The sequence below is a fragment of the Paenarthrobacter sp. YJN-D genome (assembly GCF_015040335.1).
Lineage (GTDB): Bacteria > Actinomycetota > Actinomycetes > Actinomycetales > Micrococcaceae > Arthrobacter > Arthrobacter nicotinovorans.
Map to the genome: position 1 here is coordinate 448,239 of NZ_CP053549.1, position 23,636 is coordinate 471,874.

Sequence of the window (23,636 nt, forward strand, 5' to 3'; positions counted from 1 at the left end):
TCCATGAGTTCATCAACGAAAGTCGCTGGAGAGCGCCCAAAACCGGCTCAGGAGACCGCCTACAGGCGGGCAAGCATCGCCGCACTGCCAGGTGGCGCGTTCATCGAAGGCCGTTGGGAGACAGCCGGGATGACCGTAGAGGTCCGGGATCCCGAAGATGGACTCTTGCTGGGGGAAGTGTGTTCATCGTCCCCGCAGGATGTCCGCAGGGCCGTTGCCTTCATTCATCGTCACCTCCAGGAAGATGATTGGGCTCTCCGGGACCGCCGGGAGGCCTTGGAGCGGGCCGCAGCGCTGCTTGCCGAGCAGGACGGGCGTTTCGCGGAGATCATTGCAGCCGAAAGCAGCAAGACCATCACCGAAGCTGAGCGTGAAGTGCGCCGGTGCATCGAGACGTTACGTCTTTCCGCTGCGGCGTCCAGCGAACTCGTTGGAGAAACACTCGCCTTTGAAGACAGCATGGCCGGGGCCAACAAGATCGGCTGGTACAACCGGAAACCCGTGGGAATCATCGCGGCCATCACCCCGTTCAATGATCCGCTGAACCTCGTGGCACACAAGTTGGGTCCGGCGCTGATCGGAGGCAACGGCGTCGTGCTTAAACCTTCCGGCCGTACGCCCCTGACGGGACTTGCCTTCGTCCAGCTGTTGCTGGACGCGGGCGTCCCGGCCGGCAGGCTCGCCGCTGTCGTCTCGGGGCCGGGCGTCTCCGAGGCGATCGTGACCGACCCCCACGTGGACCTCATTTCCTTCACCGGCGGACCAAAGACGGCGGATCGTATTGCTGCCGCCGCGGGATCAAAGAAGATCCTTTCTGAGCTCGGCGGCAACAACGCCACAATCGTCTGCGCAGACGCTGACGCGGGGGCCGCTGCCAAGGCAATCGTGTCCGGTGCCTTCGGCGTGGCCGGTCAGAACTGCCTGTCCGTGCAGCGGGTCTATGTGCACATCTCCCTGTTCGAAGAAGTCCTTGAAAAAGTGGTCGCCGGGACCAGCGCCCTCCGAACCGGAGCGAAATTTGACCGGGCTACGGACATCGGACCGCTGATTACCGAAGCGGAGGCCCGTCGGGTGGAGGACTGGGTGGAGGAGGCCAAGGCAGCCGGCGCCACTGTGCACGTGGGCGGTCAGCGCCGCGGCGCTTTTTACCAGCCGACCGTTCTCAGCGATGTACCTGCAGACGCCAGGGTCATCCGGGAGGAAGTGTTTGGCCCGGTCGTCAGCATCGCGCCCTTCATCCAGGTCAATGACGCCATCCACGCCGCCAATGCTTCAGAGTACGGGCTTCAGGCCGGGGTGTTTACTGAGTCGATCGGCTTGGCCTTGGCCATTGCCGACAAGCTGCATGTGGGGGCTGTGGTCATCAACGAGACCAGCGATGTCCGGATTGACTCCATGCCCTTTGGCGGTTTCAAGAAGTCCGGTGTGGGCCGTGAAGGCGTAAAGCACGCAGTACGCGAGATGACCGAACCAAAAAGCACCATCATCAAATTGGCCGGATCCGCCACCCGATGGCAGCAGCTCACCGCCACCTCAGAACGGAATGCATCATGACTACCCATAAAATCGCAGTCATCGCCGGCGACGGAATCGGTAAGGAAGTTGTTCCCGCAGCCATCGAATGCCTCGAACGGATCGCGCAGCTTCACTCAATTCGTTGTGAATTCACCTACCTGCCCTGGGGATCGGACTACTACGGCGAACACGGACGGATGATGCCCGTTGACGGTTTGGAAGTGCTCGCGAAGCACGACGCCATCTTCCATGGCGCCGTCGGCTCACCTGAGGTCCCGGACGCCGAATCGCTGTGGGGGCTGTTGATCCCCATCCGGCGCGAATTCCAGCAGTACATCAACCTCCGTCCGGTCAAAACGCTCGACGGCGTGAAGTCGCCCCTGGCCAACAAGACGCCGATCGATGTGCTCATCGTGCGTGAAAACAACGAAGGGGAGTACTCGGAGGTTGGTGGCCGCACCTACCGCGGGCTGCCGCACGAGACGGCGGTCCAGGAAACGATTTTCACCCGGCTGGGCGTATCGCGGGCAGCACACTACGCTGCATCGCTGGCATCCTCGCGGAGCGGTCACCTGACCTCGGCAACCAAGAGCAACGGCATTATCCACACCATGCCCTTCTGGGACGAAGTGGTGGAGGAAACCACCCGGCTCTACCCTGATGTGACGCTCAGCAGCGAACTGGTGGACGCGCTTGCTGCGCACTTGGTCCTGAAGCCGTGGACCTATGACGTCATTGTCGCCTCCAACCTGCTGGGAGACATCCTCTCTGACCTCGGCAGCTCCGTTACCGGGTCCATTGGCGTGGCCCCCAGTGCCAACCTGAACCCGGACGGGGACTACCCGTCGCTTTTTGAACCCGTGCACGGATCAGCTCCGGATATTGCAGGCAAGGGGCTGGCAAACCCGGTGGGTCAGATCTGGTCCGGAGCGATGATGCTTCAGCACCTGGGCCATCCTGAGGCTGCAGGGCACTTGCAGCTGGCGTTCGAGTCGGTACTGCGCGAAGGCCTTGGCACCCGCGATGTCGGGGGACCATCGTCGACGTCGGAGTTCACGGCGGCGGTCCTGGCCGCCATCGACGACTTGTACGCCGCTGACTCCCTGGATACGGGGACTTCCGGAAAGCCGGCGGCAGCAGCGGCGTCGTCGTCATGACGGTCGCCGAACCCAAAAGGCCGGTCGTCGCTGTGCTGTACCGGGAGGACCTGCCGCCCCGGCTGGACGAAGTCCAGGAGCTGGCTGAGCTCCGCCTGACCAAGGCGGACGGTTTGGCCGAGGCGCTTGACGGCGCGGACGTGCTGTACCAATGGCATTCATTCTCCCCGGCACTGCGCGAGAACTGGGCCGCGGCCTCGTCGCTGAAATGGGTCCATGTGTCGGCGGCCGGCATCAGCCAGCTCCTCTTCGATGACCTGATCAACAGCGGGGTTGTCTACACGAATTCGCGTGGGGTCCTGAGCCGCGCGATTGCCGAGTTCGCGCTGGGATTCGTCCTGGACATCGCAAAGGACTCGCAGGGTTCGCTGAGGCTCCAGCAGGCCGGGCGCTGGCAGCACCGCGTCACTCGCAAGATTCAGGGCCAGCGCGTACTGGTGGTTGGGACCGGATCCATCGGGCGTGAGATCGCGTCCCTGTTCCGTGCCGTGGGCCTGCGTGTCAGCGGTGCCGGCCGCAGCAGCCGACCCGGGGACGCGTCTTTCGATGAGATCCATTCCTCGGAAGACCTTGCCCTGGTTGTTCCCGGCTTCGACTACCTCGTGCTGGCCGCACCGCTGACGGAAGACACCAGGGGCTTGGTGGACGCCGATGTGCTCGCGGCCATGAAACCTACCGCCCAGCTCATCAATGTCGGCCGCGGCGAACTGGTCCGCACTGATGCCTTGGTGCAGGCACTGACCTCCGGGTCCATTGCCGGGGCGGCCTTGGATGTGGTTCATCCCGAACCACTGCCTGCCGGGCATCCGTTGTGGAGCATGGACAACGTCATTCTTACTCCGCACATGAGTGGCGATACCGAGGACTACCTCGACGATCTCGGCCAGCTGTTCGTGGAGAACCTCTGGCGGTTCAGCCGTGGCCTGCCACTGCAGAACATTGTGGACAAAAAGCTCGGGTTCGTCCCGTACCCCTGAGTTCTGCGACTTTCCCTCCACCTGACCCGATACTGAAAGACGCCGCTGGTATGCCCACCATTGCCCAGGCTTATGTAGCTTCTTCTCCAACATCCGGCCTTGAGCCCGGCACCGTGGAACGGCGGGATCCCGGTGACTATGACGTTCGAATTTCCATCAAGTACACCGGGATCTGCCATTCAGACATCCACGCTGCCCGCGGAGAGTGGTCAGGGGTTCGGTACCCACTGGTAGTCGGTCACGAGATAGCTGGCGTGGTGGAAGCGGTCGGACGAAGAGTCACCCGCCACCTCGTGGGAGACCGGGTTGGCGTGGGTTGCTTTGTTGATTCCTGCAGGGAATGCGCCAATTGCCGTGCGGGCGAGGAACAGTACTGCTTGCAAGGCTCCACCAGCACCTACAACTCGTTCGGACGTGACGGGCTCCCCACCGCCGGTGGATACAGCACCAGCATCGTTGTGGACGAGAAATACGTCCTGAACATTCCCGACGGCATTTCCCTTCAGGATGCCGCACCCCTGATGTGCGCGGGCATCACCATGTATTCCCCGCTGCGTCACTGGCGGGCAGGACCAGGGAAACGCGTAGCCATCATCGGCATGGGCGGCCTTGGCCATATCGGCGTCAAGATTGCCGCCGCCATGGGAGCCGAGGTGACCGTCCTCAGCCAGTCGCTGAAGAAGAGGGAGGACGCGCTCCGGCTCGGCGCCCAGCAGTACTACGCAACATCGGAACCCGAAACGTTCAAGTACCTCGAGGGGCAACTGGATCTGGTCATTAACACTGTTTCTGCGGACATCGATGTTGACGCCTACCTTTCATTGCTTTCCCTCGGCGGCACCATGGTTTTGGTAGGCCTGCCTTCGAAACCATTGAGTCAACGCGCCTGGTCCCTCATTGGAATGCGGCGCAACCTCTCGGGCTCCAAGATGGGCGGCATCCGCCAAACTCAGGAAATGCTGGAATTCTGTGCCGCCAATGGACTCGGAGCAGAGGTGGAAGTCATCCGCGCCGGACAGATCAACGAAGCCTTCGAGCGGGTGCTGGCGAGCGACGTCCGCTACCGTTTCGTCATAGACGCCGGCACGCTCTGACAACAGCCTGTGGGCTTGCGCACATTGTTACGGAGGAACGGGCGCGTCATTTTCGCGGTAGAAAGAGGTAAGGCTAACCTAAATAGTCTTCATTTTCCTCAAGCCCACCCGTTCGGGCGTTCTCAGCAGGCGGTTCCTTTGCGCAAACTCAGCCGATTCTCCGTGACAGGGCTTGCCGCCCTCCTTACCCTTACAGGTTGCGGCCTGAGCGGAGGCCAGCCCGGCACTGAGGGTAAGGTGGCCGACACGAACCAGCGCATCGTGGTGGACAACTTTCGTGCCCCTGTAGCCAATTGGGCATTGGAATCCGACGCTGCTTACATCCTCTCGCTGTCCGGCTGCCTGGAAACGTTGACCAAGTATGATGCCGCCCAGGGCAAAGTGATGCCGTTCCTCGCCAAGGAGTGGAAGCAGGTCTCACCCCTTGAGTGGGACTTCACCATCCGCGACGGCGTCAAATTCCAGGACGGTACCGAACTCACAGCCGAGTCAGTGGCAGCGTCCTTGAACTCCGTGCTCAAAGCGAAGGTGCCCGCCAGGGCGTTCGGCCCCAGCACCGTGAGCAGCGTCCAAGCCATGGACGCCAGAACCGTCCGGGTGACCACGCCGGCGGAAAGTCCGCTCGTCCCGTTCCGCCTCGCCAGCGTCAACACCGGCATCCTCGCACCGGCTGCATACCAGGGCGCGACGGTCGATCCCTTCGGTCACTGCACCGGCCCGTTCACTCCCGTCTCGGAGAAGGCCAAGCAGTCCCTGACCCTCGACCGCAACCCCGATTATTGGGGCGGCGAGGTCAAACTCGCCGGGGCAGAGGTCCGGTTCATTACCAACGGCGCCACGCGCGCGGCCCAAGTCCAAACAGGGGAAGCCGATATTTCGCTCTCCATCCCTGCCGCCTCCCTGTCCTCCCTGCAGAACGCGCCCGGGGTTTCTGTCCTCAAGGCAGACTCTCCCCGGACGGCCACGCTCTACATGAACAACGGTCGGGCACCGTTCAATAACCTCGGGTTCCGCAAGGCACTTCGGTCCGCCCTGGACCTCGAAGCACTGTCCGCCAGCGTCTACGAGGGTGCGGCACTTCCCGCAGCGGGTCCCTTCGCGTCCTCCGAACCGTGGGCCTCACCCGAGGCAAGTTCGCCCAAGCAGAACGTGGAGGAAGCCAGGAAGCTCCTGGCGGACGCCGGGTACTCCGCGGACCGCCCCTTGGAAATCATCGCCATCGTGGAGCGGGCAGAGTTCGCGGACGTCGCTACGGTCATCCAGGACAACCTGAAGAACATCGGTGTCCCGGTGAGCATCCAGGCCAAGGAATACGCCGCAGCCGAGCCGGACGTTCTTGCCGGCAACTACGACATGATCCTCAGCCAACGCAATAGGCTGATCGACATTGCGGACCCCATTGGATTCCTGACGGCCGATTACACCTGCAAGGGTACGTACAACCTCAGCCACTTCTGCGACGACGGGTACGACCAGCTCATCGCGAAGGCGGCCCAAACAGCCAACACCGAAGAACGCTACAAGCTGTATGCCCAGGCCGGGGGGATCCTGGACGACCAGGCCGTCAACCTTTGGCTCGTCAACGAACAAGCGACGGATGCCGTCCGCAGCAACGTGCTTTCCTATGTGCAGGACCCCCTGTCCCGCTACGTTCTGACGGCCGATACAGCCAAGTCCGGCTCCTGAGGATCCGGGACCAGCGAACCAAAACGCATGATCACGTTCCTCGCGAAGCGGACGGCGACCCTCGTGGCCGCCGTCCTGCTGTCGTCTTTCGCCGTTTTCCTTATTCCCTACGTCACGCCTGGCGATCCTGTCCGAAAGATCATCAGGTCCCGCGTCGCCGGCGACGTCGTGGACGACTCGACCGTTCACGCACTGAGTTCAAGCCTTGGGCTCCAGGACCCTCTTCCCGTTCAGTATCTGCGCTGGCTGGGAGACTTCCTCACCGGAGACATGGGGCTCTCACATATCAGCCGCACGCCCGTGGTTGATCAGGTCATGCCGGCGCTGGGCATCACGCTCAGCCTCGTGCTGGTGGCCTTGGGGACCGCCGTGGTGGTCTCGCTTCCGCTGGGGATTGTTGCGGCGCTGAAGCAGGGCGGCAAGACCGACAAGCTCATCACCACAGTTACCCAATCCTTCATCGCGATGCCGGAATACTGGTTGGCGCCGCTTTTGGTCCTGGTATTCGCGCTTAGATTGTCAATGTTCCCGTCCGCAGGATGGAACACAGCATCGTCCGTTGTCCTGCCGGCGGTAACGCTGGCATTGCGGCCCATCAGCTTCTTCACCTCGGCTGTCCGTGCAGGCATGATCGACGCCCTTGACGCCGAACACATCCAGGCTGCAAGGGCCCGTGGCCTGAGCCGCGTGCAAACAGTCTGGCGGCATGTGATTCCCAACGGACTGGTTCCGTTGTCCACACTTTTCGCCGTCTGGTTCGCCGGACTTTTGGGAGGGTCGGCAATTGTTGAGGTCATTTTTGCCATCCCGGGCATGGGGCGTCTCCTGTACGACGCTGTGGTCAACAGTGACATTCCGTTGGCTCAGGGAGGCGTAGTGGTTGTGGTGGCCCTCGCAGTAGCGATCACGACGCTCGCTGACTTCGTCCACCGCATTCTCAGCCCCAAGGTGAGTGGCGCCCTTGCGTAGGAGTTCAGTGATCGACCGTGCCGCCGTCGTCGTCCTCGCCCTGATTGTGGCAGCGATAGCGGCCGCCCCATGGCTGGTGCCCTTCCCGCCGGATGCGCAAAACCTTGCTGCGCGCCTGGCGCCGCCCAGCGGCGACCACTGGTTGGGAACGGACCATTTGGGCCGGGACACACTAAGCCGCTTGCTCGACGGCGGTCGCTTTTCTTTGGTGGTGGCGGCACTGGCAACCGTGCTGACCGGGGTCATTGGCTTGGCGATCGGTGTGCTTAGTGCGCGCCGCAAGGGTTGGCTGGATGAATTCTTTACGCGCACCAACGACGTCCTGCTGGCCCTGCCGGAGATGGTAGTAGCGCTCTTCATTGTGGCTGCGATGGGTACCGGCTTCACGTCGTTGTTGGTGGCCCTGACCGTCACTGGATGGACGCCCTTTGCCCGGCTTGCCCGGACTCTTGCCTATGACGTGTCCTCACGCGGCTTCATTGAAGCGGCGCGTGTGGTGGGGTGTCCGCCGTCGTTCATTATTTTCCGACACATCCTGCCGCACCTGGCCGCACCGATGCTGGGGCAGGCGACCCTTCGGTTCGGGCAGCTGCTGATCAGCGTGGGTGCATTGTCCTACCTGGGGCTTGGCGTCCAGCCGCCGCAATCTGATTGGGGATCCATGCTTGCTGCGGCCCAGCCGTACGCGGAGAGGGCTCCGTGGGGCATCATCGCACCTGGTCTTGCCATCTTCCTGGTGGCTCTGTGCGTCACCCTTATTGGCCAGCGGGCATCCCGCCGGGCCGCGGATCCCGTGGACGCTCTTGTGGTGGAGGGTCAGCATGCCTGAGCTCGTGATCGAAGATCTGACGGTTCGCAACGCCGGTACCGAACGGAATGTGCTGTCGGGGGTCAGTCTTTCGGTTAAGCCGGGCGAGTTCGTCGCCTTGGTGGGTGGTTCGGGCTCCGGCAAAACCATGACTGCCAAGTCCATTCTGCGGCTACTGCCCGGGCAACTGGAGATGGCCTCCGGCTCCATCAGGCTCGGCGCTGTGGACGTGGCCCGCGCCCCGGAGACTGAACTTAACCGAATCCGGGGCGGTCGGCTGGGGATGCTCTTCCAGCAACCCAAAAGGATGTTCAACCCGAACAGAACCATCCGCAGGCATCTGAAGGAACCACTGAAGCTTCACGGTGGTTTGCGAGGCAGGGCGGCCGATGCGAAGGTGCACGAATTGCTTGCCGAAGTCGGCTTTGAGGATCCGGCCCGGGGCGCGCGGGCGTACCCGCACCAGTTGTCCGGCGGGATGGCGCAACGGGCAATGACAGCCATGGCCCTGGCAGGTCAGCCAGACATCCTCCTCGCTGACGAGCCGACCTCCGCACTGGACAAGGTGCTGGAGCAGCAAATCCTGGAGTTGCTCGACCGGCAACGGATCCAGCGCGGGCTTGGCATCCTCTACATCACGCACAACCTTGCTTCCGTGGCCGCCTTCGCTGACCGGGTGCTGGTGATGGAAGCCGGAGTGATCGTGGAGTCCGGCACCACCGAAGCTGTGCTTGGGAGTCCCCGGACTGCCTATGCACGCAGCCTCCGTGATGCGTCCAACCTGTCGCCCACCAGCACCTCAGATGCCCGGGTACCCGAGCGGACCGTTCTGACATTGAAAAACGTGGTCAAAAACTTCGGCTCCGGACGACGCTGGGGCGGGGGTGGCGTTGACCACCCGGCGCTGGACTCCGTTTCACTCGATGTGAAGCAGGGGGAGATCCTGGGCGTCCTTGGCCAATCCGGGTCCGGGAAGAGCACCCTTGCCCGGGCGATCGTTGGGCTGGAAGAGATCAGCAGCGGGAGCATCGACAGGACGCTTGCAGGGGGAACGAGTGCCCCCACCGCCGTGCAGTTGGTGTTCCAGGAACCGCACGATTCTTTCGATCCCCGGATGACGCTGCGCGCCAGCCTGGAAGCCCCGCTTCAACCCCGCAAACAACTGACATCTGCCGAACGGAGCCAGCTGCTCAGGGAAGCCATGGAGGAGGTCGAGCTGGACCCTGACCTGCTGGACAGGCGCCCAAGCCAGTGCTCCGGCGGCCAGTTGCAGCGCATCACGATTGCCAGGGCACTGCTGCTGGAACCCGAGGTGCTCATCTGCGATGAAGCCACCTCGGCCCTGGATGCGCTGACCCAGCGAACCATCCTGGACCTGCTCAAACGCCTCCACCGGGAGCGCGGCATGACCCTTGTGGTCATCACCCACGACATGGACGTGGTCCGGCACATGTGCCAGCGGGTCGCCGTCCTCTTCCAAGGCCGTCTGGTTGAACTCACGGACACCCAGAAGTTCTTCGCCGATCCGCAGCACCAGCACAGCCAAGACCTCGTCTCAGCAGCCATCCCTTGCCGGGGGCTGCACCTGAAGAAGATCCGGGCGGCGCTCTAGCGGGAAGCAGGGGACCCGGCCCGTTTCAGCGTGGTATCAACAGCCGAATCTGGGTCCTGATTTCCTGCACCAGGGCCTCGATGTCAATGCCGGTGTTGTCACTTGCCGCCATGGTCATGAACATGACCGCAGACACAACCCGTGCTGTCGTCGCGGCGTCCTGGGCATCAGCCAGTCCATCCCGGGTGAATACGGTGGCGATGGCTTCTTCGGTTTCCCCAACGATCGCCAGGGCTGCGCTGTGGTGTGGCTCTGTGGGGTCTCCGAATACCATTTCGCGCAGGTAGAAGCGTCCGTTGTCGACCTGGGTTCGGTTGCACTCCACGATCGGCTTCACGATGGACATCACCGCATCCAGCACGCCGGGAGTTTCTTCCGCTGCGGCCCGGCCGCGTTCGAGGGCTGCGGCGTAGTTGGCGTTCTGAACGAGGAGGAGCAGTTCGCCTTTGGTTTTGGCGTAGAGGAACAGGGTTCCGGTGCCGATGTCCGCTTTGTCGGCGATCTGCTGGGTGGTAACCTCCTCCACCCCATATTGGGCGAAGAGTTCAGAGGCTGCGGCGGTGATCCGGTCCAGCTTCTCCTGCTTGTTCCGCTCGCGCCGTCCGAGAGGCTTGGATGTGACAGGCAAGGGGCTCCTCCGAAATCAAAATGACTCGACTCACTAATGAGTGTATCGAAGTGCGGGCCAAGTGCCTTGGCCGGCGTACTGGTCAGGGGGTGAGGAATTCGACGACGGCGGGTGCGAACGTGGCGTGGTTCTGGAAGATACCGCCGTGGCCGGAGTCTGGGTAGATGATCAGTTGGGAACCTTTGATGCGGCGGTGAAGGTCCTCGGAGAGCCTGGAAGGCACCATTCGATCGTTGTCGCCGTTGGCGATCAGCGTGGGCTGGGTGAGCAAGGACAGGTCCGACGGGGCCGAGCGGCCGTACTTCCGGATTGCTTTGAGCTGTGTTTGGAACGCGCGGGTGGTGATTGGTTGGTCACGGTTCCCGGTCCGCTCCTGCAGGCGGTTAATGAAGGCTTTCGCAGCGGTCTTGCCGGCGACGTTGCGGTTGAAGAAGAGGAATTCCTTGGGGTCGGAACGGGTGAAGGTCGCGCGCAGGATGTCCCAGTAGGTGGTACGGACCACCTTGTCGATGTTCTTCCCACCGCGGGGACCGGTTCCGGTCAGGACCAGTTTGCGGACAAGGGTGGGGTGTTTGGAGATGAGGTCCTGGGCGATCATGCCGCCCAATGAGAAGGAGAAGACATCAATGGTTGTGAAGCCCAGGGCCTTGATGAAGGTGTAGGCGTCGTCGGCCATTGCTTCGATGCTGGTGGGAACGTGTCCTGTGGAGGCGCCGACTCCGGGCTGGTCGAAGGTGATGACGTGGCGGTTCCTGGCAATGGGGTCAATGATCCTGGGATCCCAGTTGTCCAACGTGGCGGCGAGATGCACGAAGAAGATGACGGGGATCCCGCCCCTGGGCCCAAGCTCGCGGTAGGCGAAGCTGATGCCGCCGGCGGTGATGGTTCTGGCCGGTGCCTCCGCATATGAGGTGATGACCGGCTCGTTGGGTGCGTTGGTGTAGTCCATGATGACGGTTCTCCTGGGTTATTGGATTAATTCCTGGGCGGATAGCAGCGGTGGATCAGGCGGTGACGCTGAGGACTGCTTTGCCTCGGAAGCCACCTGCGGCCAGGGATTGCAGTGCCTCCGGAGCTTGGCCGAAGGTGAAGACTCTCCCTACGATGGGGCGCAGTGCGCCGTCGTCCACCAAGGCACTGATTCGGCGAAGTTGATCGCCGCTGGCCCGCATGAAGAGGAATTCATAGCTGACGCCGAGCTTCCTTGCTTTCCGGCGGATCTTGCTGCTGAGTGCAGTGGTCGCAAGGAGCAGCACGGGGTTGAGGCCTGCCCTGCGGGCGAAGGCCGGATCGGGCGGGCCGGCGATCCCTATAGCCTTCCCGCCTGGTTTGAGGATGCGCAGTGATTTCTGGAGGTTTTCGCCTCCGAGGCTATCGAGCACCAGATCGTATCCGCTCAGAAGCTTTTCGAAGTCCTGGTTGCGGTAGTCGATGACGACGTCGGCGCCGAGGTCGCGGACGAATCCGGCGTTGGAGCTGCTGGCGGTGGTAGCAACGGTCGCACCGAGATGTTTGGCGAGCTGGATGGCGATGGATCCCACCCCGCCAGCGCCGGCATGGATAAGAACTTTCTGCCCTGGTTGCACATTGCCCTGTTCTACGAGGGCCTGCCATGCCGTCAGCGCTACAAGTGGCAGCGAGCCGGCTTCCTCCATGGTGGCCGCTACGGGCTTGAGCGCGAGGTCTTCCTCCGCGATTGCTATCCGTTCGGCGAAGGTGCCGATGCGGTCTTGGTGGGGTCGGGCGTACACCTCGTCGCCGGGCTTGAATCCCTTCACGCTTTGTCCCACGCGAAGTACTGTGCCTGCAACGTCGTTGCCGAGGATCAGCTGGAGTTTGTAGGGAAGGATCTGCTTGAACTCGCCCAATCGGATCTTTTCGTCCAGCTGGTTCAGCCCGGCAGCGTGGACCTGCACCAGCACGTCACGGTCGCCTATGACAGGTTCGGCGACGTCGGCTTCCTGGAGGGGTTCCTTGTATTTGGTGACAACAAATGCGCGCATGTCGCGGTACTCCTTTACTAAGTGATTTAACTCAATTATGAGTGGACTCAGTTTTGTAGTCAAGCGTGAAGGGAGAAAGCGCCGTGGCGATGGGGCTGATCCATCACCACGGCGCGGCTGTTGTTACCGGGACTTGCTGGGGGAGAGCTGGGGGTAGAGCGCCTCTATTGGCGCGCTGAGCCCGGCCTTGAGTTGGACCGATGTCTCGTCGGCGAGTACCTCGTATTCACCGGCCTCCACGGCGTCCAGCACCTTGTTGACCAGTTCGGCCGGGTCCATCTTGGGGTCGGTGGTGTGTGCGGCCATCGCCGTGTCCACATACCCCACATGGACGCCCACCACATGGACGCCCTCGGGCGCGAGCTCCAGGCGCAGCGAATTCGTGGCCGACCACAGGGCGGCCTTGGTTGCGCTGTAAATGCCACCGACGGCGTACCAGCTCATGGCGGAGTGGATATCGACGATCGCAGCATTGTCCTTGGCCGACAGGATCGGCGCGAACGCGCGGGCGAGGAAGAGCGGGCCCAGGAAGTTCGTCTCCACATTGGCCCGGATCTCCGCATCAGTGTGGCTGAGAATGCCCGAGGTGGCCACGGATGCTCCAGCGTTGTTGATCAGGACGGTTGCATCGGGCGCAGCCTCGACTGCGGCCTGTATGGACGACGGGTCCGTGATGTCCAAAGTCAGCGGAACGATTCGGTTGTCGTCCCAGGTGCGCGGGGTTCGCGCGGTGGCGTAGACCTTGCTGGCGCCCCGCGCCAGGGCGGTGTGGACGAAGTGGGTTCCGATCCCGCCGTTCGCGCCGGTGACGAGGACAACTGCTCCCTTGAGTGAGTACATTTTCACGAACTTTCTGTTGTGGTTACCGTCGTGGCCAGCTGGCTGGACGGTTCCGGGAGAGGTTTGGCAAGTGCCGCCTTGGGATCCCGGGTGACTGTACTCATAACTGAGTGTGCTCAGAATATATTCCACGGGTAACTGCCGTTTTGCGGGACAGCTTCGGACGGCGGAGTACGGACGACGGCGACTTGGCCGGGGCTTGACCGAGATGGCCTCCTGGAGTTCCTCCGCCACGGCGCGGCCCATGTCCTCGAGGTTCATGTCCACTGTTGTCAGCGGGGGTTGGGGCGTGGTGCTGAAGAGTTCCCAATTGTCGAACCCAACCACGCCGATGTCGTGCGGTACGGGGAAGGGATTCCTGATTCGAATATATGTTCTAGTCTTGTTGTCATGAGACCGAAGCAAGACTCCGCCGCCTTTGCCCGGATGTTGGCGCAGATAGATGCCGATAACAGCCACCCCAGGCCTGATGACGGGAAGATCATCGAGTTGGAGCCTGGCAGTCAGCCGCTGGTCCGGGTGGGGGAGATCTATGGCCGGGCGATCAAATATACGAGGACCTTTGGGCTTGTTGAGTGGGTGGATGACCGGCGCGTTTATCATGTGGAGTGGTTTCCGGCTGGGCAAGTCAGACGCGTCGACGAGGAATCGTGGAGGGGTCGTCCGCTGTAGGCTCCGGTTCCGCCTTCGGCTGGACGTCGACTGGCTGGACCAGTGCCGCCAAGGGGTATCGCGCTTCCAGGGGGGCGGTTAGTCCTGGCTTCACTGGTGAGGGGCCGGGACCAGTGACCAATGTCGGGCTCGTCGTGGAAGCCGGACAGTGCGGGCGCCGTTGTCCTGAACCTCGCAGTGGCGGCGCTAGGGCGTACGTCTTCCCGAACGGCCGAAAAGACGCCAGCAGCGCGCGCCCAGCAAGAAAGAAACGACGCCGATGATCGCCGGTACGATCAGCCATGCCCAACCGCTGGTCCATTCAATGCCAACCGCCTCGGCTGTAGAGAAGGTGGTGACATCGACGAACAGGAACTCCGCGTGCGCCTTCATGGGTGTGCTTGAGTCCGTCGCTGCCAGCATGCCAAAAGCAAAGGTCAGGAAGAGGACCCAGTAAGCGAACAACATCGACCCTGCTGAGATGACGCCGATTGACCATAGAGGTTGGAGGTCTTCATCGTCGCCATATTGCCGGGCTAGCGACTTGGGCGATCCGAGGTCATCGAGGCTTACGTCGATGCCGCGGGGATCGGAGAGTATTGCTTGCCGTAGTTCCCTGATTGTCGACCTGCGGTGCTTGCCGTTCATGACGGCCTCAAGGTGCCAGTCGACACGGGCAAGATACGTCTCCGTACGTAGGCGGGCAGGAAACGATGGGCGGGGATCCTCTGTCTGCAGGGTGCTGCTGGTCATGGCTGGAGGTGCTCCTTCTCGGTTGCTTGGTGGACCGCCGCGGCTACCAGGAGCCACTGCTCTTTCGCGGCCGACCTGGCTTTTGTGCCGGCCGCAGTGAGTGCAAAGTACTTGCGGGGCGGCCCGTTGCTGGACGTGACTTTTCTCGTGCTGACCAGGCCATCGCGCTCAAGTCTGCTAAGTACGGGGTAGACCAATCCGGTTGATACGTCCAGCCCCAGGCCGGCCAGCCGTTCGACAAGTTGATAGCCATAAGATTCGTTCTCGCCGATCAAAGTGAGGGTCAGTAGGGGCAGGACGGCCCGAAGCATCTGGGCGTCCTGTTGGGCCTGAATTCTGGACATGGTATTACTGAATCATTAATAGTGAAGAAGGGCAAGCGCGCGAAGAACGACGCGTCCACAGGTGTTCGCCGTGATGGATGGTGGGGCGGCGACCCCAAAAAGGCGTTTCGGCCACAAGCGTGGATGGGCGGCTGCAGGCCGGGAATCCCGACACCTGCCGGCGTCGCCGCGGGACTTGGGCGGCCGCATCACGATGACGGCGATCCATCAAGAGAGGCGGAGGGGGATCATCAAGCAATAGCAAATGGCTTCGACGGGAAGCGTTTGTAGGCGAACCAAAAGGTAGAGCTGGCGCACTGAGGGCGAGGCTCGGCGAGGACAAGCAGCCCACCGTCGCAGCCAAGGTCGTACGACGCCGGGTGGCCCGGAATGTTGCGTCCGGACTAAGCCTGGGCTGCCGCGCCGGGTAGCGGGGAGGCCGCAGGAGGTACAGTCGGCGTCGTCTGGTCGACGAGAGGCTGGTAGCGGCGGGCGGCCGGCTCCCAGAGTGAGGTCCAGCGATCTGTCGTGGCATCGATGGCGTGGCTGCCTGAGTGGTCGGGGCTTGCATTCATTTTGTGTCTCCGAAGTTTATTTGGGATCAAAATTTAGTGCCTGAAGCAGTATGTGACCTGAGCGGGAGGGAGGTCAAGAGCCAATAAGCGCAGAGCCCTCCGTGTCCACTCCGCAGGAATCGCGGCTCCGGTAGACCGGAACGGTGATGTTCTGGTGGCTCAACCTTTTTGGGCCCTTTTTGACGTCGGTCTGATATCGGGCCCTTAAGGAACTCCACGGGGGGACCGTTTTGTTGGCCAACGACTTTGTTGGCCAACGACGGAAACCTTGCGGCCTTGGGCGAGCGCTGGCAAGGTTCGGCAGTCGGGGTGGATGTCGTCGTCGTTATTCTGGCCAGCGAGCGCTTTGGTCCCGGAGCTGTCGAGGCTGAACACGTCTTCGCCGCCGCGCTCCAACGCGACGCCGTGGCACGGTGGATTCTTGAACGGCTGGCCGACCGGATGGCGAGGGACGTAAGGAGCGGTCGCCGCCATCCACAACCCCGAACTTATGGTGATAGGTGGTGCAGTTGCCAGGTCGGCCGGCGCCCTGCTCGAACCAATTTCAGTGCGGCTCCCCGCGAATTCCCGCTACGGTCCCGTCGCTGGTAGTGTCGCCTTTGGGCGATTCCGTGGTGACCATGGGTGCGGTGCGAAGTGCCCTGGACTTCGTGGAAAAGGAAACCCTCAACATCGAACTGCGCCACAAGCGGGCCACCAAACCACCACCGGCGCCCTAGTACCTCAGCCTCCAAGTACCGGGTGCAGGAACTACCGGTGCGCAGATCCTTGGTTGATCAGAAGGCCCCACATGTGCTGGCAGATCATCAGATGTCCGGACGCTACAAAAGGCACATCCACAGCCGGCTGCCTGCAACTACTCCCGGGGTTCGACGCTTCCCGTTTCCGGGTCGAAGCTATAAGGAACCCGCAGGGGCAGGTCGAAATCCATGATCAGTTCGTTGACGGCCTGAGACACTGCGTCCCTGGCGTCACCGCTGAGCGCGGCCTCTGCAGCGCAATATGCGGCGATCTCCCCCCTGCTCGCATTGCCCCCGTTGGCGAGTTGTGCGACCCAAACGTCGTCGGGACTGAGGGCGAGCAGATCAATGGCTGCCCTCGTCAGCGCCTGCTGGTCGAAGCCGTTCATCACGCACCTCAGTTACTTCTAATCTGAAGATGCAAGTCTATCTAGCAAAAATGTGCATGAACAGACCGGGAGCCTCAGCCGTGGCGACCTCCACCGGCAGTGAAGAGCGGGACCCGGCGGTCACCCGATATTCACTGTGAGCTCTTGCCCTTCCTCGTCTGACTCGGCAGCAGCGCGGGCAACGGCCCTGAGCGAACGTTCGGAGCCATGCACCCCAGGCACCATCCATGCCTCCCCTCGGAGTCGCATGGAGAGCCAATAAAGACAACCGGACCAACCGACGCGCGGGCTAACTGCAGTGCACCGAACGCTTGTGCGCAGGGGAAGCCGCGTCAAAGGAAGAACCGGCCCGGACGTCGCCTGCTTCTTGAGAGGAAGGGGCACAGCGGACGGCCGGGACTTATTCCAAGCCTGCCCGCGTGGCGTCGTCGAGCGGGGTTTGCAGGGACATCGGTGCTGAAAGATCAAAGCGCCTGCCGGTGATGGACCGGGGAACTATCCGATAGAGGAAGTCCTGGCCAATTCCTTGCCAAGGGAAGAGGGCCCGCCGCAATTCGTCCATGGTGGGGCTGCCCGGCCCGGCTGCTTCGGCGGCACCTTTCACCACAACGCTCCAGGCGATGCCGAACTCCCCGCTCACCGAATCCGATTCCAGCGCCACCACGGAGTCGGCTTCCATGGCCTGCTGTTTGGTCCCCATCCCGGTTCGAAAGACAATCGTCTGGTTGTCTACCGCAAAGTTCACCGGAAAGATGTCCGGGTGTCCGTCCACGATGACCGAGAGACGGCCAACGTGTGTTTCGCCCAGAAGCCTCCAGCAATCGTCGGCTCCGAGGACTTCTGCCTCAGGCACTATATTGTTGTCTGTCATGCCGCGATCCTATGGCGGTGCGATCCGCCTCGACAGGGCCCAAAGTCCCGCTGCCGTTGCCGCCAACGCCGGCAGGTCGTGCCGGCTGCCGTGAGCCGCGTCGCCTGGTCCGGTTCCATCTCAGGGGGTGGTTTCGTGTGTATGAACCACGACTACCGGGCAATGCGCATGGGCGACGACGGCCGAACTCACTGAGCCCAAAAGGAGTCCGCCAAAGCCCCCGTGTCCGCGGCGGCCGACGACGACGAGCGCTGCATGCTTGCTTCCCTCCACCAAAGCGGCGCGTGCGGATCCCTGAACGAGACGCCTGCTCACATTCTTCGGCAGGTCCGCCCCGAAGGCCTTCGCGAGGGCCTCCTCCATGTTCTGCTCGGCGTCGTGGGCAAAACCGTCGATCCCCATTGCCAGGTAGGCTTCGTAGCCAACGGGCAATTCCCAACAGGCCCAGGCTTCCAAAGGCGCATTGAGGGCCATGGCCAGATGTTGGCCCTGACGCAGGGCTTCAACTGAAGCGGGAGACCCGTCGACCCCTACGATCACCTTGCTGGGATCCAAACGCCCGGCCATCACTGGCTCCTCTTCGCGGCCTGGGACTTCATCAGGGACAGCAGCTGCGCGCCCCAGGTTTTCGCGCGATCGGTTTCGCCGGGAAGGAGGGGTCCCTCAGTGCCTCCGACATAGAAAGGCATGGGCTTGCTGACGGGAGTGGCTCCCGCCTTTTTCAAGTGCCTCGAAATCTTCCCGGCAGCGTCACCGTGGATGAACAGCTTGACCCGGGTGTCGAAAGCAGCAGCCAACACCCCCGTGAGTCCCTCGGACTCGACGGCGGTCAGTGTTTCCATGGTCTTTGGAGTGGGGCGCCAGCCATTAATAGGGCTTCCTACTACCAGCAGGTCTCCTACCGAGACATCAGCACGCCGGAACCGGGCAACTGGTACTGTGCTGGCGTTGGCGGTGCCAAGACCCGAAGCCACCGCTTCCGCGATTGCCTTGGTATTTCCGTAAGCGGAATCGTAAACAATCAGTGCTTTCATGGTGTTTCCTTATCTTTTCCCTGACGTTGCTTGGAGGCAGTTGTCTTCCTGCGGCCGGGACGGGCATCCACGAAGAGGGTCGCCCAGAAGGTGCCACCGCCCATCACCATGAAGCCTGTTATTCCCAGTACCGGTTCACTGAGGGCGACGCCGGTGAGCAACAAGCCGAGTCCGGCCAGTCCGACGAGGACTCCACGCACGGCCTGCGTCCAGCGGATTCGTCCCAAGTCCTCCAAGCTCATGAGCGCAGCCAGCTTGGGATCCTCTTCCTCGAGTCCCTTGGCGATCTTGTCCAATTCAAGTTTCTCGAAGTTGGAAAGTTCCATGGTTTGCCTCCTGTCCTCCAGTCCCAGCATGGGCGGCCGACGGTCCTTCAAACAGGGCCAAAAGTCACAGCGGGCCGGGAGCTGGAAGGCCCGGCTCAGCCGTGTCCGCCAGTGCGGGAGCAAGGCATGCAATCAGCATGTGAGCCTTCTGTTGGAGTGCCCACTCCTTGGGATCTGTCTTTGCCATGACACAGACAGGGAACGTCGCCAGGTTGGCACGCAAGACAGGCACCGAACAAAGCCGAAGGTTACCTGCCCACTTCGGCCAGTTCCCCTAGACTCAACCACAGGACACTGGCGGATCGTTGCAAGGGAGTCCGGCTATGACGAGCGACAAGCACCACTGGAAACCTCCGGCCGATGAACGCCTGGATACTCTCCTCCGGCAATTCGTGGAGCGTGCCGACGAGTTGTTGCACGCCCAGGAGCAAATGAACGATTTGCTGGCAGCAGTCGTGTCGATTGCCGAGGACCTCAGCCTGGAGGCTGTCCTGGACCGGGTGGTCAAGTCTGCGTGCGTCCTGGTGGATGCACGGTATGGTGCCTTGGGCGTCGTCGGCGAAGACCAGCGTTTGAGCCATTTCATTACGGTAGGCATCGACGACGACGGCATCAGGTCCATCGGTGAACTTCCCACGGGGCACGGCGTACTGGGCCACCTTATCCGGGAGCCGGAGCCCCTTCGGCTCCATGATTTGCGTCGGCATCCCATGGCTGTGGGCTTTCCGGAGAACCACCCACCCATGAAGACCTTCCTCGGCGTGCCCATCCGGGTGCGTGATGTCGTTTTCGGCAACTTGTACCTGACGGAAAAAAGCAACGGGCAGGATTTCTCGGCCGCAGATCAGGAGCTGGCGATCGCCTTGGCAGCGGCGGCCGGCGTAGCTATCCAAAACGCCCGCCTGTTCGATGAGAGCCGCTGCCGGCAACGATGGCTGGAGGCTGGAATTGACTTGGGCAGCCGCTTGATTGCCAGCCAGTTCGACGAAGACCGCGGCAATCTGGATCGTGTAGCGGAAGCGGCGCTGCGGGCCTCCGACTCAGCATTGGGCGTGGTCGCGGTGCCTGCGGGCGGCAGAGTATTGCGTTGCCGGTCCGCAGTCGGGGTGCAAGGCGTCTACAAGGGGGAAGAACTTCCGGTGACAGATGCCGTGGCCTCGGTACTGGCCACAGGGGAATCCGACATCGTGCGGGACCCTGTTGAGGTGTTCGGGACCGAAGTGTCGGACAAGCTGGGACCGGTGTTGATTTTCGCGCTCGGGCACAGGGGAACCGAGAACGGGGTCCTGCTGCTGGCCCGTCCCGCCGGAGGGCGGCTGTTCACGCGTACGGATATTGAATCAAGTGAGCTTTTTGGCAGCAGGGTCGGGCTTGCCTTGGATCTGGCACGCGTGAGTGCGCTTCGGGAACAGTCGTTGCTGCTGACTGACCGGGAACGGATCGCCCGCGACCTGCACGATTTGGTGATCCAGCGTTTGTTCGCTGCCGGTCTGGGGATCCAGAACCTGCGACGCTTCATGGGCGACCCCTCGGCTTTGGACCGGATGGAAAATTTGACGTCGGAGCTCGATGACATCATTCGCACCCTTCGCCGGACGATTGAGCAGCTTCGCTCGGAAGGCTCCCGGGACAACCAGACCGCAGCATCGTGACCTAAGACTCTGGTCGACGTCGGCAATTCAAGGGTATTTTGCAGCAGACAGGAAGGTTGGTTCGGCGAAAGGGACGGTCATGGACCGCGAGGATTCGACGGGAAAGATCATCGTTGGAGTTGACGGCTCCGAGGCATCCATCACGGCTCTCCGCGTGGCCCAACAGCTCGCCGGGCCCCTGGGCGCCGAGGTGGTAGCCACAGCATTTTGGGAGTATCCGCGTGTTTACGACGGCTACGTGGCCATGGGCATAACGGACTTCGAGAAAGCCGCAGGAGAGATCCTTGGCAAGGCTGTCGAAAAGGCGTTCGGGCCCGCGCTTCCGGACAACGTTGTCTCCCGCCTTGTCCGGAATCATCCCAGGCAAGGTTTGATTGAGGCCAGCCGCGAAGCGGACATGATCGTGGTTGGACGCCGCGGACATGGGGGTTTCGGAGGGTTGCTGCTCGGTTCGGTCAGCTCGGCGTGTGTGGCCCATGCCCATTGCCCGGTGCTCGTGGTCCACAACCCGGATAAGGATGCATCGGGGCAGAGCGAACCGTAGCTTGGGGCCTTTTGGCCCTACGCCTCCCGGGTGGGGCTTCATAGGCTCTCAATCAAAGAAGAGAGCCAAGGCGCACCCCACGAAAGGATGAGCGATGACCCTGCCCAGCATGGAACCAGGCCGGATAGATGGAGCCCGGCACGTCAATGAGGATCTCGGGGAAGAGGAATGCTGGGAGCTCCTGCGTTCACGGACAACCGGCAGGGTTGGTTTTGTGCACCATGGCAGGGTCATGATCCTGCCGGTCAATTACCTGGTCCATGAGAACAGCATCTACTTCCGCACCTCTGCGGATGGCATGATCGGCACGCCCGTCGCCAGACTTCAGGTTTCGTTCCAGGTGGATGATTTCCGGTCGGATCGTAGCGAAGGATGGTCCGTGCTGTTCAGCGGACCGTTTTCCCGGGTAGTCGAGCCCGCGTTGCTCACCCAACTTTGGGGAAAGGCCCTGGTTGAACCATGGGCAGGTGGAGGGCGTGACCTTTTCGTCCGGATTCAGCCCGCAGAGGTCACGGGCAAGCACGTCTTCCTGGCCTGAGAGGGGCTGCCTTCCACTATGAAGTGCCAGGGACGCGGCGATGAATGAGAAGGAACGGATCGTTGTCGGGTACGACGGTTCCGACGCGGCGGGCAAAGCTGTGCGGTGGGCTGCCATGCAGGCGCGCAGGAGCGGCTTCATCCTCAATGTGGTGCATTGTTCGCTCTGGCCGGTGTTTACCCACAACATGGGGCCGGTTCCGGGTATAGCAGGCAGCGGTCTGAGGCACGCAGCGGAATCAATTGTTTCCGATGGGGTGGCTCTCGCCCGCGAAGTGTTTGCAGACGCGCAAATCGCAACAAGCCTGGTCTATGGGTGGCCGGCTGAGAACCTCCGCAAGCTGGGGGCAACAGCTTCCCTCTTGGTCGTCGGCACCCGTGGTGCGCAAGGATTTCCAGGATTGTTGATTGGGTCGGTCAGCCTCGAATTGGCTTCCACGGCAGCCTGCCCTGTGGCCGTCATCGGAGGTTCGGAACGACCCCATGGGCCGGTCGTCGTCGGCATAGCTGACGAAGGCTGGGAGGCCACTCTCCGCTATGCGGCGAACTTCGCCTCTTTGGCGCACTCTGTGCTCAAAATCGTGCACGTCCACAGACACCACGGATTTCACCAAGACGCTTTCTACGAAGCGGGTGCAACCGAAAAGCGGGAGATGCTCGACTCGGCCTTGCGGTCAGTACGCAACACCTGGCCGGGTCTGGAGGTCCGGGACCGCCTCCTGCCGGGAACCTCCGTGGCGGGGACGCTGGTGGGGGCAGCGGGGGGTGCCCAGGTTGTGGTCGTGGGCACCTCTGCTCAAGGTGCAGTCAGTGGCAGCTTTGGCTCAACCGCCCATGCGGTTCTCCATCACGCCGGTTGTCCGGTGATAGTCGTCAGGCACCCGCCGGCCTGATGGCAGGGAATGACGTGATGTCCGGCGAAGAACAGTACGGAGGCCCTGGATCACAATGGCCGGACCACTGCGCCAGGGCCGCCCGTCCTATTCGGAGTGCTTCACTGTATGAAGACGCGTAATGATGGTCGGACAGGGAATCTTGCCGAGCACCGCATGCGCCGTGGATCCGAGCAGCAGTCGCTTGAAGGCGCCATGGCCCTTGCTGCCGACAACCAGCAGGCGCGCGGTGGCCGCATATGCGAGCAGTGCTTCCGCCGGTCGCATGCGGGTTTCGAGGACCTGGTGGATCGCGAGGTCGGGATAGGTATCCGCCAGACCCGCAACTGTTTCCGACAAGACCACGCGCTCTTGTTCGGCAACGAGTTCGGAGTAGTTACCGGGGGGCATGCCGCGGCTCACCACTGGTTCCGGTAAATGGAAGGCATGCAGCACCGTCAGCTCCTGGCCTGTCCGATCCGCCTCTGCGGCGGCGAACGCGACCGCCTGCGTGGATTCTTCCGAACCGTCAACACCGACCAGGACGCCGTGCCGGTTCGACATGTCATGCTCGCCGATGACCGCTACCGGGCACTGGGCCACCGTGGCTACCTGCAAGGCCCGGTCCGTCAGCGAACCACCAACCCAACCGTGCCCGGAGCCGACCACTACCATGGAGGCCTTCTTGGACTTCTTGCCAAGAGCGTAGCCCGACCCCCCTGAGACCAGGTCGGTGGAGATTTCCACAGTTGGTTTTAGCTTGCTGGCGTGGTCTTTCGCGGCGGCGAGAAGAGTCTCGCCGGACTCCCGGATCCATTCGTTATATCCGACGGCGTCATAGGCCCAGCGGTCGTCGACGGCGTGGACAAGTTGTACGGGCAGCTTCAGGGCCGCAGCCCTCTGCATGGCCCACCGAACTGCGGCGTCACTGCTGGGCGAATCGTTGACACCAACGACAATTGCTTCCTTCATGGTTGTCCCGTTCTTCTTGGATATGTCCCGGAGCGATGGGTCCGGGGGTTGCATGTCCAGTTTCCTGTGTCCCGTCTCCGGGAGTTAGGGCCGGAAGTCCCGCTGTTG

General features: G+C 62.3%; 27 protein-coding genes and 2 pseudogenes. 15 read left to right on the top strand and 14 right to left on the bottom strand.

Annotated elements, in window-relative coordinates; all coding sequences use genetic code 11:
- Positions 1 to 3 precede the first annotated feature (3 nt).
- The 8 genes from HMI60_RS02100 (at position 4) to HMI60_RS02135 (ending at position 9,818) form a co-directional block, all read left to right on the top strand.
- Entirely contained in the window at positions 4 to 1,554 is a 1,551-nt protein-coding gene (locus HMI60_RS02100) for an aldehyde dehydrogenase family protein (protein ID WP_193590459.1), read from the top strand.
- Positions 1,551 to 2,672: a tartrate dehydrogenase gene (locus HMI60_RS02105; RefSeq protein WP_193590460.1), complete on the top strand. Its 1,122-nt coding sequence runs from the start codon at positions 1,551 to 1,553 to the stop codon at positions 2,670 to 2,672. Before HMI60_RS02100 ends, HMI60_RS02105 begins: the two co-directional genes overlap by 4 nt.
- Positions 2,669 to 3,649, top strand: a complete 981-nt coding sequence (locus tag HMI60_RS02110; protein WP_193590461.1) for a D-2-hydroxyacid dehydrogenase — start codon at positions 2,669 to 2,671, stop codon at positions 3,647 to 3,649. Before HMI60_RS02105 ends, HMI60_RS02110 begins: the two co-directional genes overlap by 4 nt.
- A gap of 50 nt (positions 3,650 to 3,699) precedes the next feature.
- Positions 3,700 to 4,743 carry an NAD(P)-dependent alcohol dehydrogenase gene (locus tag HMI60_RS02115; RefSeq protein ID WP_079581295.1) on the top strand — a complete coding sequence of 348 codons (1,044 nt, stop codon included), beginning with the start codon at positions 3,700 to 3,702 and terminating at the stop codon, positions 4,741 to 4,743.
- A 138-nt stretch (positions 4,744 to 4,881) separates the two neighbouring features.
- A complete protein-coding gene (locus HMI60_RS02120; RefSeq protein ID WP_110504183.1) occupies positions 4,882 to 6,429 on the top strand; it encodes an ABC transporter substrate-binding protein in 1,548 nt (515 codons plus the stop codon).
- A gap of 27 nt (positions 6,430 to 6,456) precedes the next feature.
- Positions 6,457 to 7,398 (top strand): ABC transporter permease, encoded by a 942-nt coding sequence (locus HMI60_RS02125; protein ID WP_193590462.1) that lies wholly within the window; start codon positions 6,457 to 6,459, stop codon positions 7,396 to 7,398.
- The gene (locus HMI60_RS02130) at positions 7,382 to 8,227 is read left to right on the top strand and encodes an ABC transporter permease (protein WP_193590463.1); all 846 of its coding nucleotides are present in this window, start codon (positions 7,382 to 7,384) and stop codon (positions 8,225 to 8,227) included. Before HMI60_RS02125 ends, HMI60_RS02130 begins: the two co-directional genes overlap by 17 nt.
- Positions 8,220 to 9,818, top strand: coding sequence for an ABC transporter ATP-binding protein (locus HMI60_RS02135; RefSeq protein WP_193590464.1), 1,599 nt, complete (start codon positions 8,220 to 8,222; stop codon positions 9,816 to 9,818). The genes HMI60_RS02130 and HMI60_RS02135 overlap by 8 nt, the downstream gene beginning before the upstream one ends.
- A 25-nt stretch (positions 9,819 to 9,843) precedes the next feature.
- On the opposite strand, the gene HMI60_RS02140 is transcribed toward HMI60_RS02135, so the two are convergent.
- From HMI60_RS02140 to HMI60_RS20970, 5 genes and pseudogenes are all read right to left on the bottom strand, one after another.
- Positions 9,844 to 10,446 carry a TetR/AcrR family transcriptional regulator gene (locus tag HMI60_RS02140; protein WP_055976272.1) on the bottom strand — a complete coding sequence of 201 codons (603 nt, stop codon included), beginning with the start codon at positions 10,444 to 10,446 and terminating at the stop codon, positions 9,844 to 9,846.
- 82 nt (positions 10,447 to 10,528) lie between these two features.
- Positions 10,529 to 11,395, bottom strand: a complete 867-nt coding sequence (locus HMI60_RS02145; protein WP_193590465.1) for an alpha/beta fold hydrolase — start codon at positions 11,393 to 11,395, stop codon at positions 10,529 to 10,531.
- Positions 11,396 to 11,450: 55 nt separating this feature from the next.
- Complete coding sequence (locus HMI60_RS02150) at positions 11,451 to 12,449, bottom strand: NADP-dependent oxidoreductase (protein ID WP_193590466.1); 999 nt, start codon at positions 12,447 to 12,449, stop codon at positions 11,451 to 11,453.
- Between the two features lie 123 nt (positions 12,450 to 12,572).
- Positions 12,573 to 13,289: an SDR family oxidoreductase gene (locus HMI60_RS02155; RefSeq protein ID WP_227453704.1), complete on the bottom strand. Its 717-nt coding sequence runs from the start codon at positions 13,287 to 13,289 to the stop codon at positions 12,573 to 12,575.
- A 240-nt stretch (positions 13,290 to 13,529) separates the two neighbouring features.
- A pseudogene (locus HMI60_RS20970) lies at positions 13,530 to 13,748 on the bottom strand (substrate-binding domain-containing protein); the annotation flags it as partial.
- Between HMI60_RS20970 and HMI60_RS02160 the strand changes: the two are divergent.
- Positions 13,680 to 13,961: a hypothetical protein gene (locus tag HMI60_RS02160; protein WP_035733907.1), complete on the top strand. Its 282-nt coding sequence runs from the start codon at positions 13,680 to 13,682 to the stop codon at positions 13,959 to 13,961. The pseudogene HMI60_RS20970 and the gene HMI60_RS02160 sit on opposite strands and share 69 nt — an antisense overlap.
- Before the next feature lie 186 nt (positions 13,962 to 14,147).
- On the opposite strand, the gene HMI60_RS02165 is transcribed toward HMI60_RS02160, so the two are convergent.
- From HMI60_RS02165 to HMI60_RS02175, 3 genes are all read right to left on the bottom strand, one after another.
- Positions 14,148 to 14,693 carry a hypothetical protein gene (locus HMI60_RS02165; RefSeq protein WP_055976263.1) on the bottom strand — a complete coding sequence of 182 codons (546 nt, stop codon included), beginning with the start codon at positions 14,691 to 14,693 and terminating at the stop codon, positions 14,148 to 14,150.
- Complete coding sequence (locus tag HMI60_RS02170) at positions 14,690 to 15,037, bottom strand: PadR family transcriptional regulator (RefSeq protein WP_018778542.1); 348 nt, start codon at positions 15,035 to 15,037, stop codon at positions 14,690 to 14,692. Before HMI60_RS02170 ends, HMI60_RS02165 begins: the two co-directional genes overlap by 4 nt.
- A gap of 383 nt (positions 15,038 to 15,420) precedes the next feature.
- Complete coding sequence (locus HMI60_RS02175; protein ID WP_156369823.1) at positions 15,421 to 15,591, bottom strand: hypothetical protein; 171 nt, start codon at positions 15,589 to 15,591, stop codon at positions 15,421 to 15,423.
- 590 nt (positions 15,592 to 16,181) lie between these two features.
- Here HMI60_RS02175 and HMI60_RS21145 point away from each other — a divergent pair.
- Positions 16,182 to 16,310 (top strand): hypothetical protein, encoded by a 129-nt coding sequence (locus HMI60_RS21145; protein ID WP_255520228.1) that lies wholly within the window; start codon positions 16,182 to 16,184, stop codon positions 16,308 to 16,310.
- 137 nt (positions 16,311 to 16,447) lie between these two features.
- On the opposite strand, the gene HMI60_RS02180 is transcribed toward HMI60_RS21145, so the two are convergent.
- The 5 genes from HMI60_RS02180 to HMI60_RS02200 all read right to left on the bottom strand — a co-directional run bounded on the left by HMI60_RS02180 (position 16,448) and on the right by HMI60_RS02200 (position 18,951).
- Complete coding sequence (locus HMI60_RS02180; protein ID WP_155845941.1) at positions 16,448 to 16,723, bottom strand: hypothetical protein; 276 nt, start codon at positions 16,721 to 16,723, stop codon at positions 16,448 to 16,450.
- Positions 16,724 to 17,120: 397 nt separating this feature from the next.
- On the bottom strand, positions 17,121 to 17,591 hold the full coding sequence (locus HMI60_RS02185; RefSeq protein ID WP_055976260.1) for a pyridoxamine 5'-phosphate oxidase family protein: 471 nt from the start codon (positions 17,589 to 17,591) through the stop codon (positions 17,121 to 17,123).
- 120 nt (positions 17,592 to 17,711) lie between these two features.
- Positions 17,712 to 18,158: a universal stress protein gene (locus HMI60_RS02190; protein ID WP_055976257.1), complete on the bottom strand. Its 447-nt coding sequence runs from the start codon at positions 18,156 to 18,158 to the stop codon at positions 17,712 to 17,714.
- Positions 18,158 to 18,625, bottom strand: a complete 468-nt coding sequence (locus HMI60_RS02195) for a flavodoxin family protein (RefSeq protein ID WP_193590468.1) — start codon at positions 18,623 to 18,625, stop codon at positions 18,158 to 18,160. Before HMI60_RS02195 ends, HMI60_RS02190 begins: the two co-directional genes overlap by 1 nt.
- Complete coding sequence (locus HMI60_RS02200; RefSeq protein WP_193590469.1) at positions 18,622 to 18,951, bottom strand: DUF3040 domain-containing protein; 330 nt, start codon at positions 18,949 to 18,951, stop codon at positions 18,622 to 18,624. Before HMI60_RS02200 ends, HMI60_RS02195 begins: the two co-directional genes overlap by 4 nt.
- 431 nt (positions 18,952 to 19,382) lie before the next feature.
- Between HMI60_RS02200 and HMI60_RS21235 the strand changes: the two are divergent.
- From HMI60_RS21235 to HMI60_RS02220, 5 genes and pseudogenes are all read left to right on the top strand, one after another.
- Positions 19,383 to 19,832 (top strand): annotated as a pseudogene (locus HMI60_RS21235) (GAF domain-containing protein); the annotation flags it as partial.
- Between the two features lie 510 nt (positions 19,833 to 20,342).
- Complete coding sequence (locus HMI60_RS21240; RefSeq protein WP_370584103.1) at positions 20,343 to 20,603, top strand: histidine kinase; 261 nt, start codon at positions 20,343 to 20,345, stop codon at positions 20,601 to 20,603.
- A 79-nt stretch (positions 20,604 to 20,682) separates the two neighbouring features.
- On the top strand, positions 20,683 to 21,147 hold the full coding sequence (locus tag HMI60_RS02210; protein WP_079581284.1) for a universal stress protein: 465 nt from the start codon (positions 20,683 to 20,685) through the stop codon (positions 21,145 to 21,147).
- Positions 21,148 to 21,241: 94 nt separating this feature from the next.
- A complete protein-coding gene (locus HMI60_RS02215; RefSeq protein WP_079581283.1) occupies positions 21,242 to 21,685 on the top strand; it encodes a pyridoxamine 5'-phosphate oxidase family protein in 444 nt (147 codons plus the stop codon).
- Positions 21,686 to 21,725: 40 nt separating this feature from the next.
- A complete protein-coding gene (locus HMI60_RS02220) occupies positions 21,726 to 22,577 on the top strand; it encodes a universal stress protein (RefSeq protein ID WP_193590471.1) in 852 nt (283 codons plus the stop codon).
- Between the two features lie 87 nt (positions 22,578 to 22,664).
- Here the strand turns inward: HMI60_RS02220 and HMI60_RS02225 are convergent, their stop codons facing one another.
- Positions 22,665 to 23,528: a universal stress protein gene (locus tag HMI60_RS02225; protein WP_227453638.1), complete on the bottom strand. Its 864-nt coding sequence runs from the start codon at positions 23,526 to 23,528 to the stop codon at positions 22,665 to 22,667.
- Between the last annotated feature and the right edge of the window lie 108 nt (positions 23,529 to 23,636).

Bases quoted from the DNA above. Each gene is read 5' to 3' on its own strand.
- HMI60_RS02105 (WP_193590460.1), top strand. From the start codon at position 1,551: ATGACTACCCATAAAATCGCAGTCATCGCCGGCGACGGAATCGGTAAG.
- HMI60_RS02100 (WP_193590459.1), top strand. From the start codon at position 4: ATGAGTTCATCAACGAAAGTCGCTGGAGAGCGCCCAAAACCGGCTCAG.
- HMI60_RS02195 (WP_193590468.1), bottom strand. From the start codon at position 18,625: ATGAAAGCACTGATTGTTTACGATTCCGCTTACGGAAATACCAAGGCA.
- HMI60_RS02135 (WP_193590464.1), top strand. From the start codon at position 8,220: ATGCCTGAGCTCGTGATCGAAGATCTGACGGTTCGCAACGCCGGTACC.
- HMI60_RS02215 (WP_079581283.1), top strand. From the start codon at position 21,242: ATGACCCTGCCCAGCATGGAACCAGGCCGGATAGATGGAGCCCGGCAC.
- HMI60_RS02190 (WP_055976257.1), bottom strand. From the start codon at position 18,158: ATGGCCGGGCGTTTGGATCCCAGCAAGGTGATCGTAGGGGTCGACGGG.
- HMI60_RS02220 (WP_193590471.1), top strand. From the start codon at position 21,726: ATGAATGAGAAGGAACGGATCGTTGTCGGGTACGACGGTTCCGACGCG.
- HMI60_RS02200 (WP_193590469.1), bottom strand. From the start codon at position 18,951: ATGGAACTTTCCAACTTCGAGAAACTTGAATTGGACAAGATCGCCAAG.
- HMI60_RS02115 (WP_079581295.1), top strand. From the start codon at position 3,700: ATGCCCACCATTGCCCAGGCTTATGTAGCTTCTTCTCCAACATCCGGC.
- HMI60_RS02165 (WP_055976263.1), bottom strand. From the start codon at position 14,693: ATGACCAGCAGCACCCTGCAGACAGAGGATCCCCGCCCATCGTTTCCT.
- HMI60_RS02125 (WP_193590462.1), top strand. From the start codon at position 6,457: ATGATCACGTTCCTCGCGAAGCGGACGGCGACCCTCGTGGCCGCCGTC.
- HMI60_RS02160 (WP_035733907.1), top strand. From the start codon at position 13,680: ATGAGACCGAAGCAAGACTCCGCCGCCTTTGCCCGGATGTTGGCGCAG.
- HMI60_RS02185 (WP_055976260.1), bottom strand. From the start codon at position 17,591: ATGACAGACAACAATATAGTGCCTGAGGCAGAAGTCCTCGGAGCCGAC.
- HMI60_RS02210 (WP_079581284.1), top strand. From the start codon at position 20,683: ATGGACCGCGAGGATTCGACGGGAAAGATCATCGTTGGAGTTGACGGC.
- HMI60_RS02175 (WP_156369823.1), bottom strand. From the start codon at position 15,591: ATGAATGCAAGCCCCGACCACTCAGGCAGCCACGCCATCGATGCCACG.
- HMI60_RS02150 (WP_193590466.1), bottom strand. From the start codon at position 12,449: ATGCGCGCATTTGTTGTCACCAAATACAAGGAACCCCTCCAGGAAGCC.
- HMI60_RS02110 (WP_193590461.1), top strand. From the start codon at position 2,669: ATGACGGTCGCCGAACCCAAAAGGCCGGTCGTCGCTGTGCTGTACCGG.
- HMI60_RS02145 (WP_193590465.1), bottom strand. From the start codon at position 11,395: ATGGACTACACCAACGCACCCAACGAGCCGGTCATCACCTCATATGCG.
- HMI60_RS02155 (WP_227453704.1), bottom strand. From the start codon at position 13,289: ATGTACTCACTCAAGGGAGCAGTTGTCCTCGTCACCGGCGCGAACGGC.
- HMI60_RS02170 (WP_018778542.1), bottom strand. From the start codon at position 15,037: ATGTCCAGAATTCAGGCCCAACAGGACGCCCAGATGCTTCGGGCCGTC.
- HMI60_RS02225 (WP_227453638.1), bottom strand. From the start codon at position 23,528: ATGAAGGAAGCAATTGTCGTTGGTGTCAACGATTCGCCCAGCAGTGAC.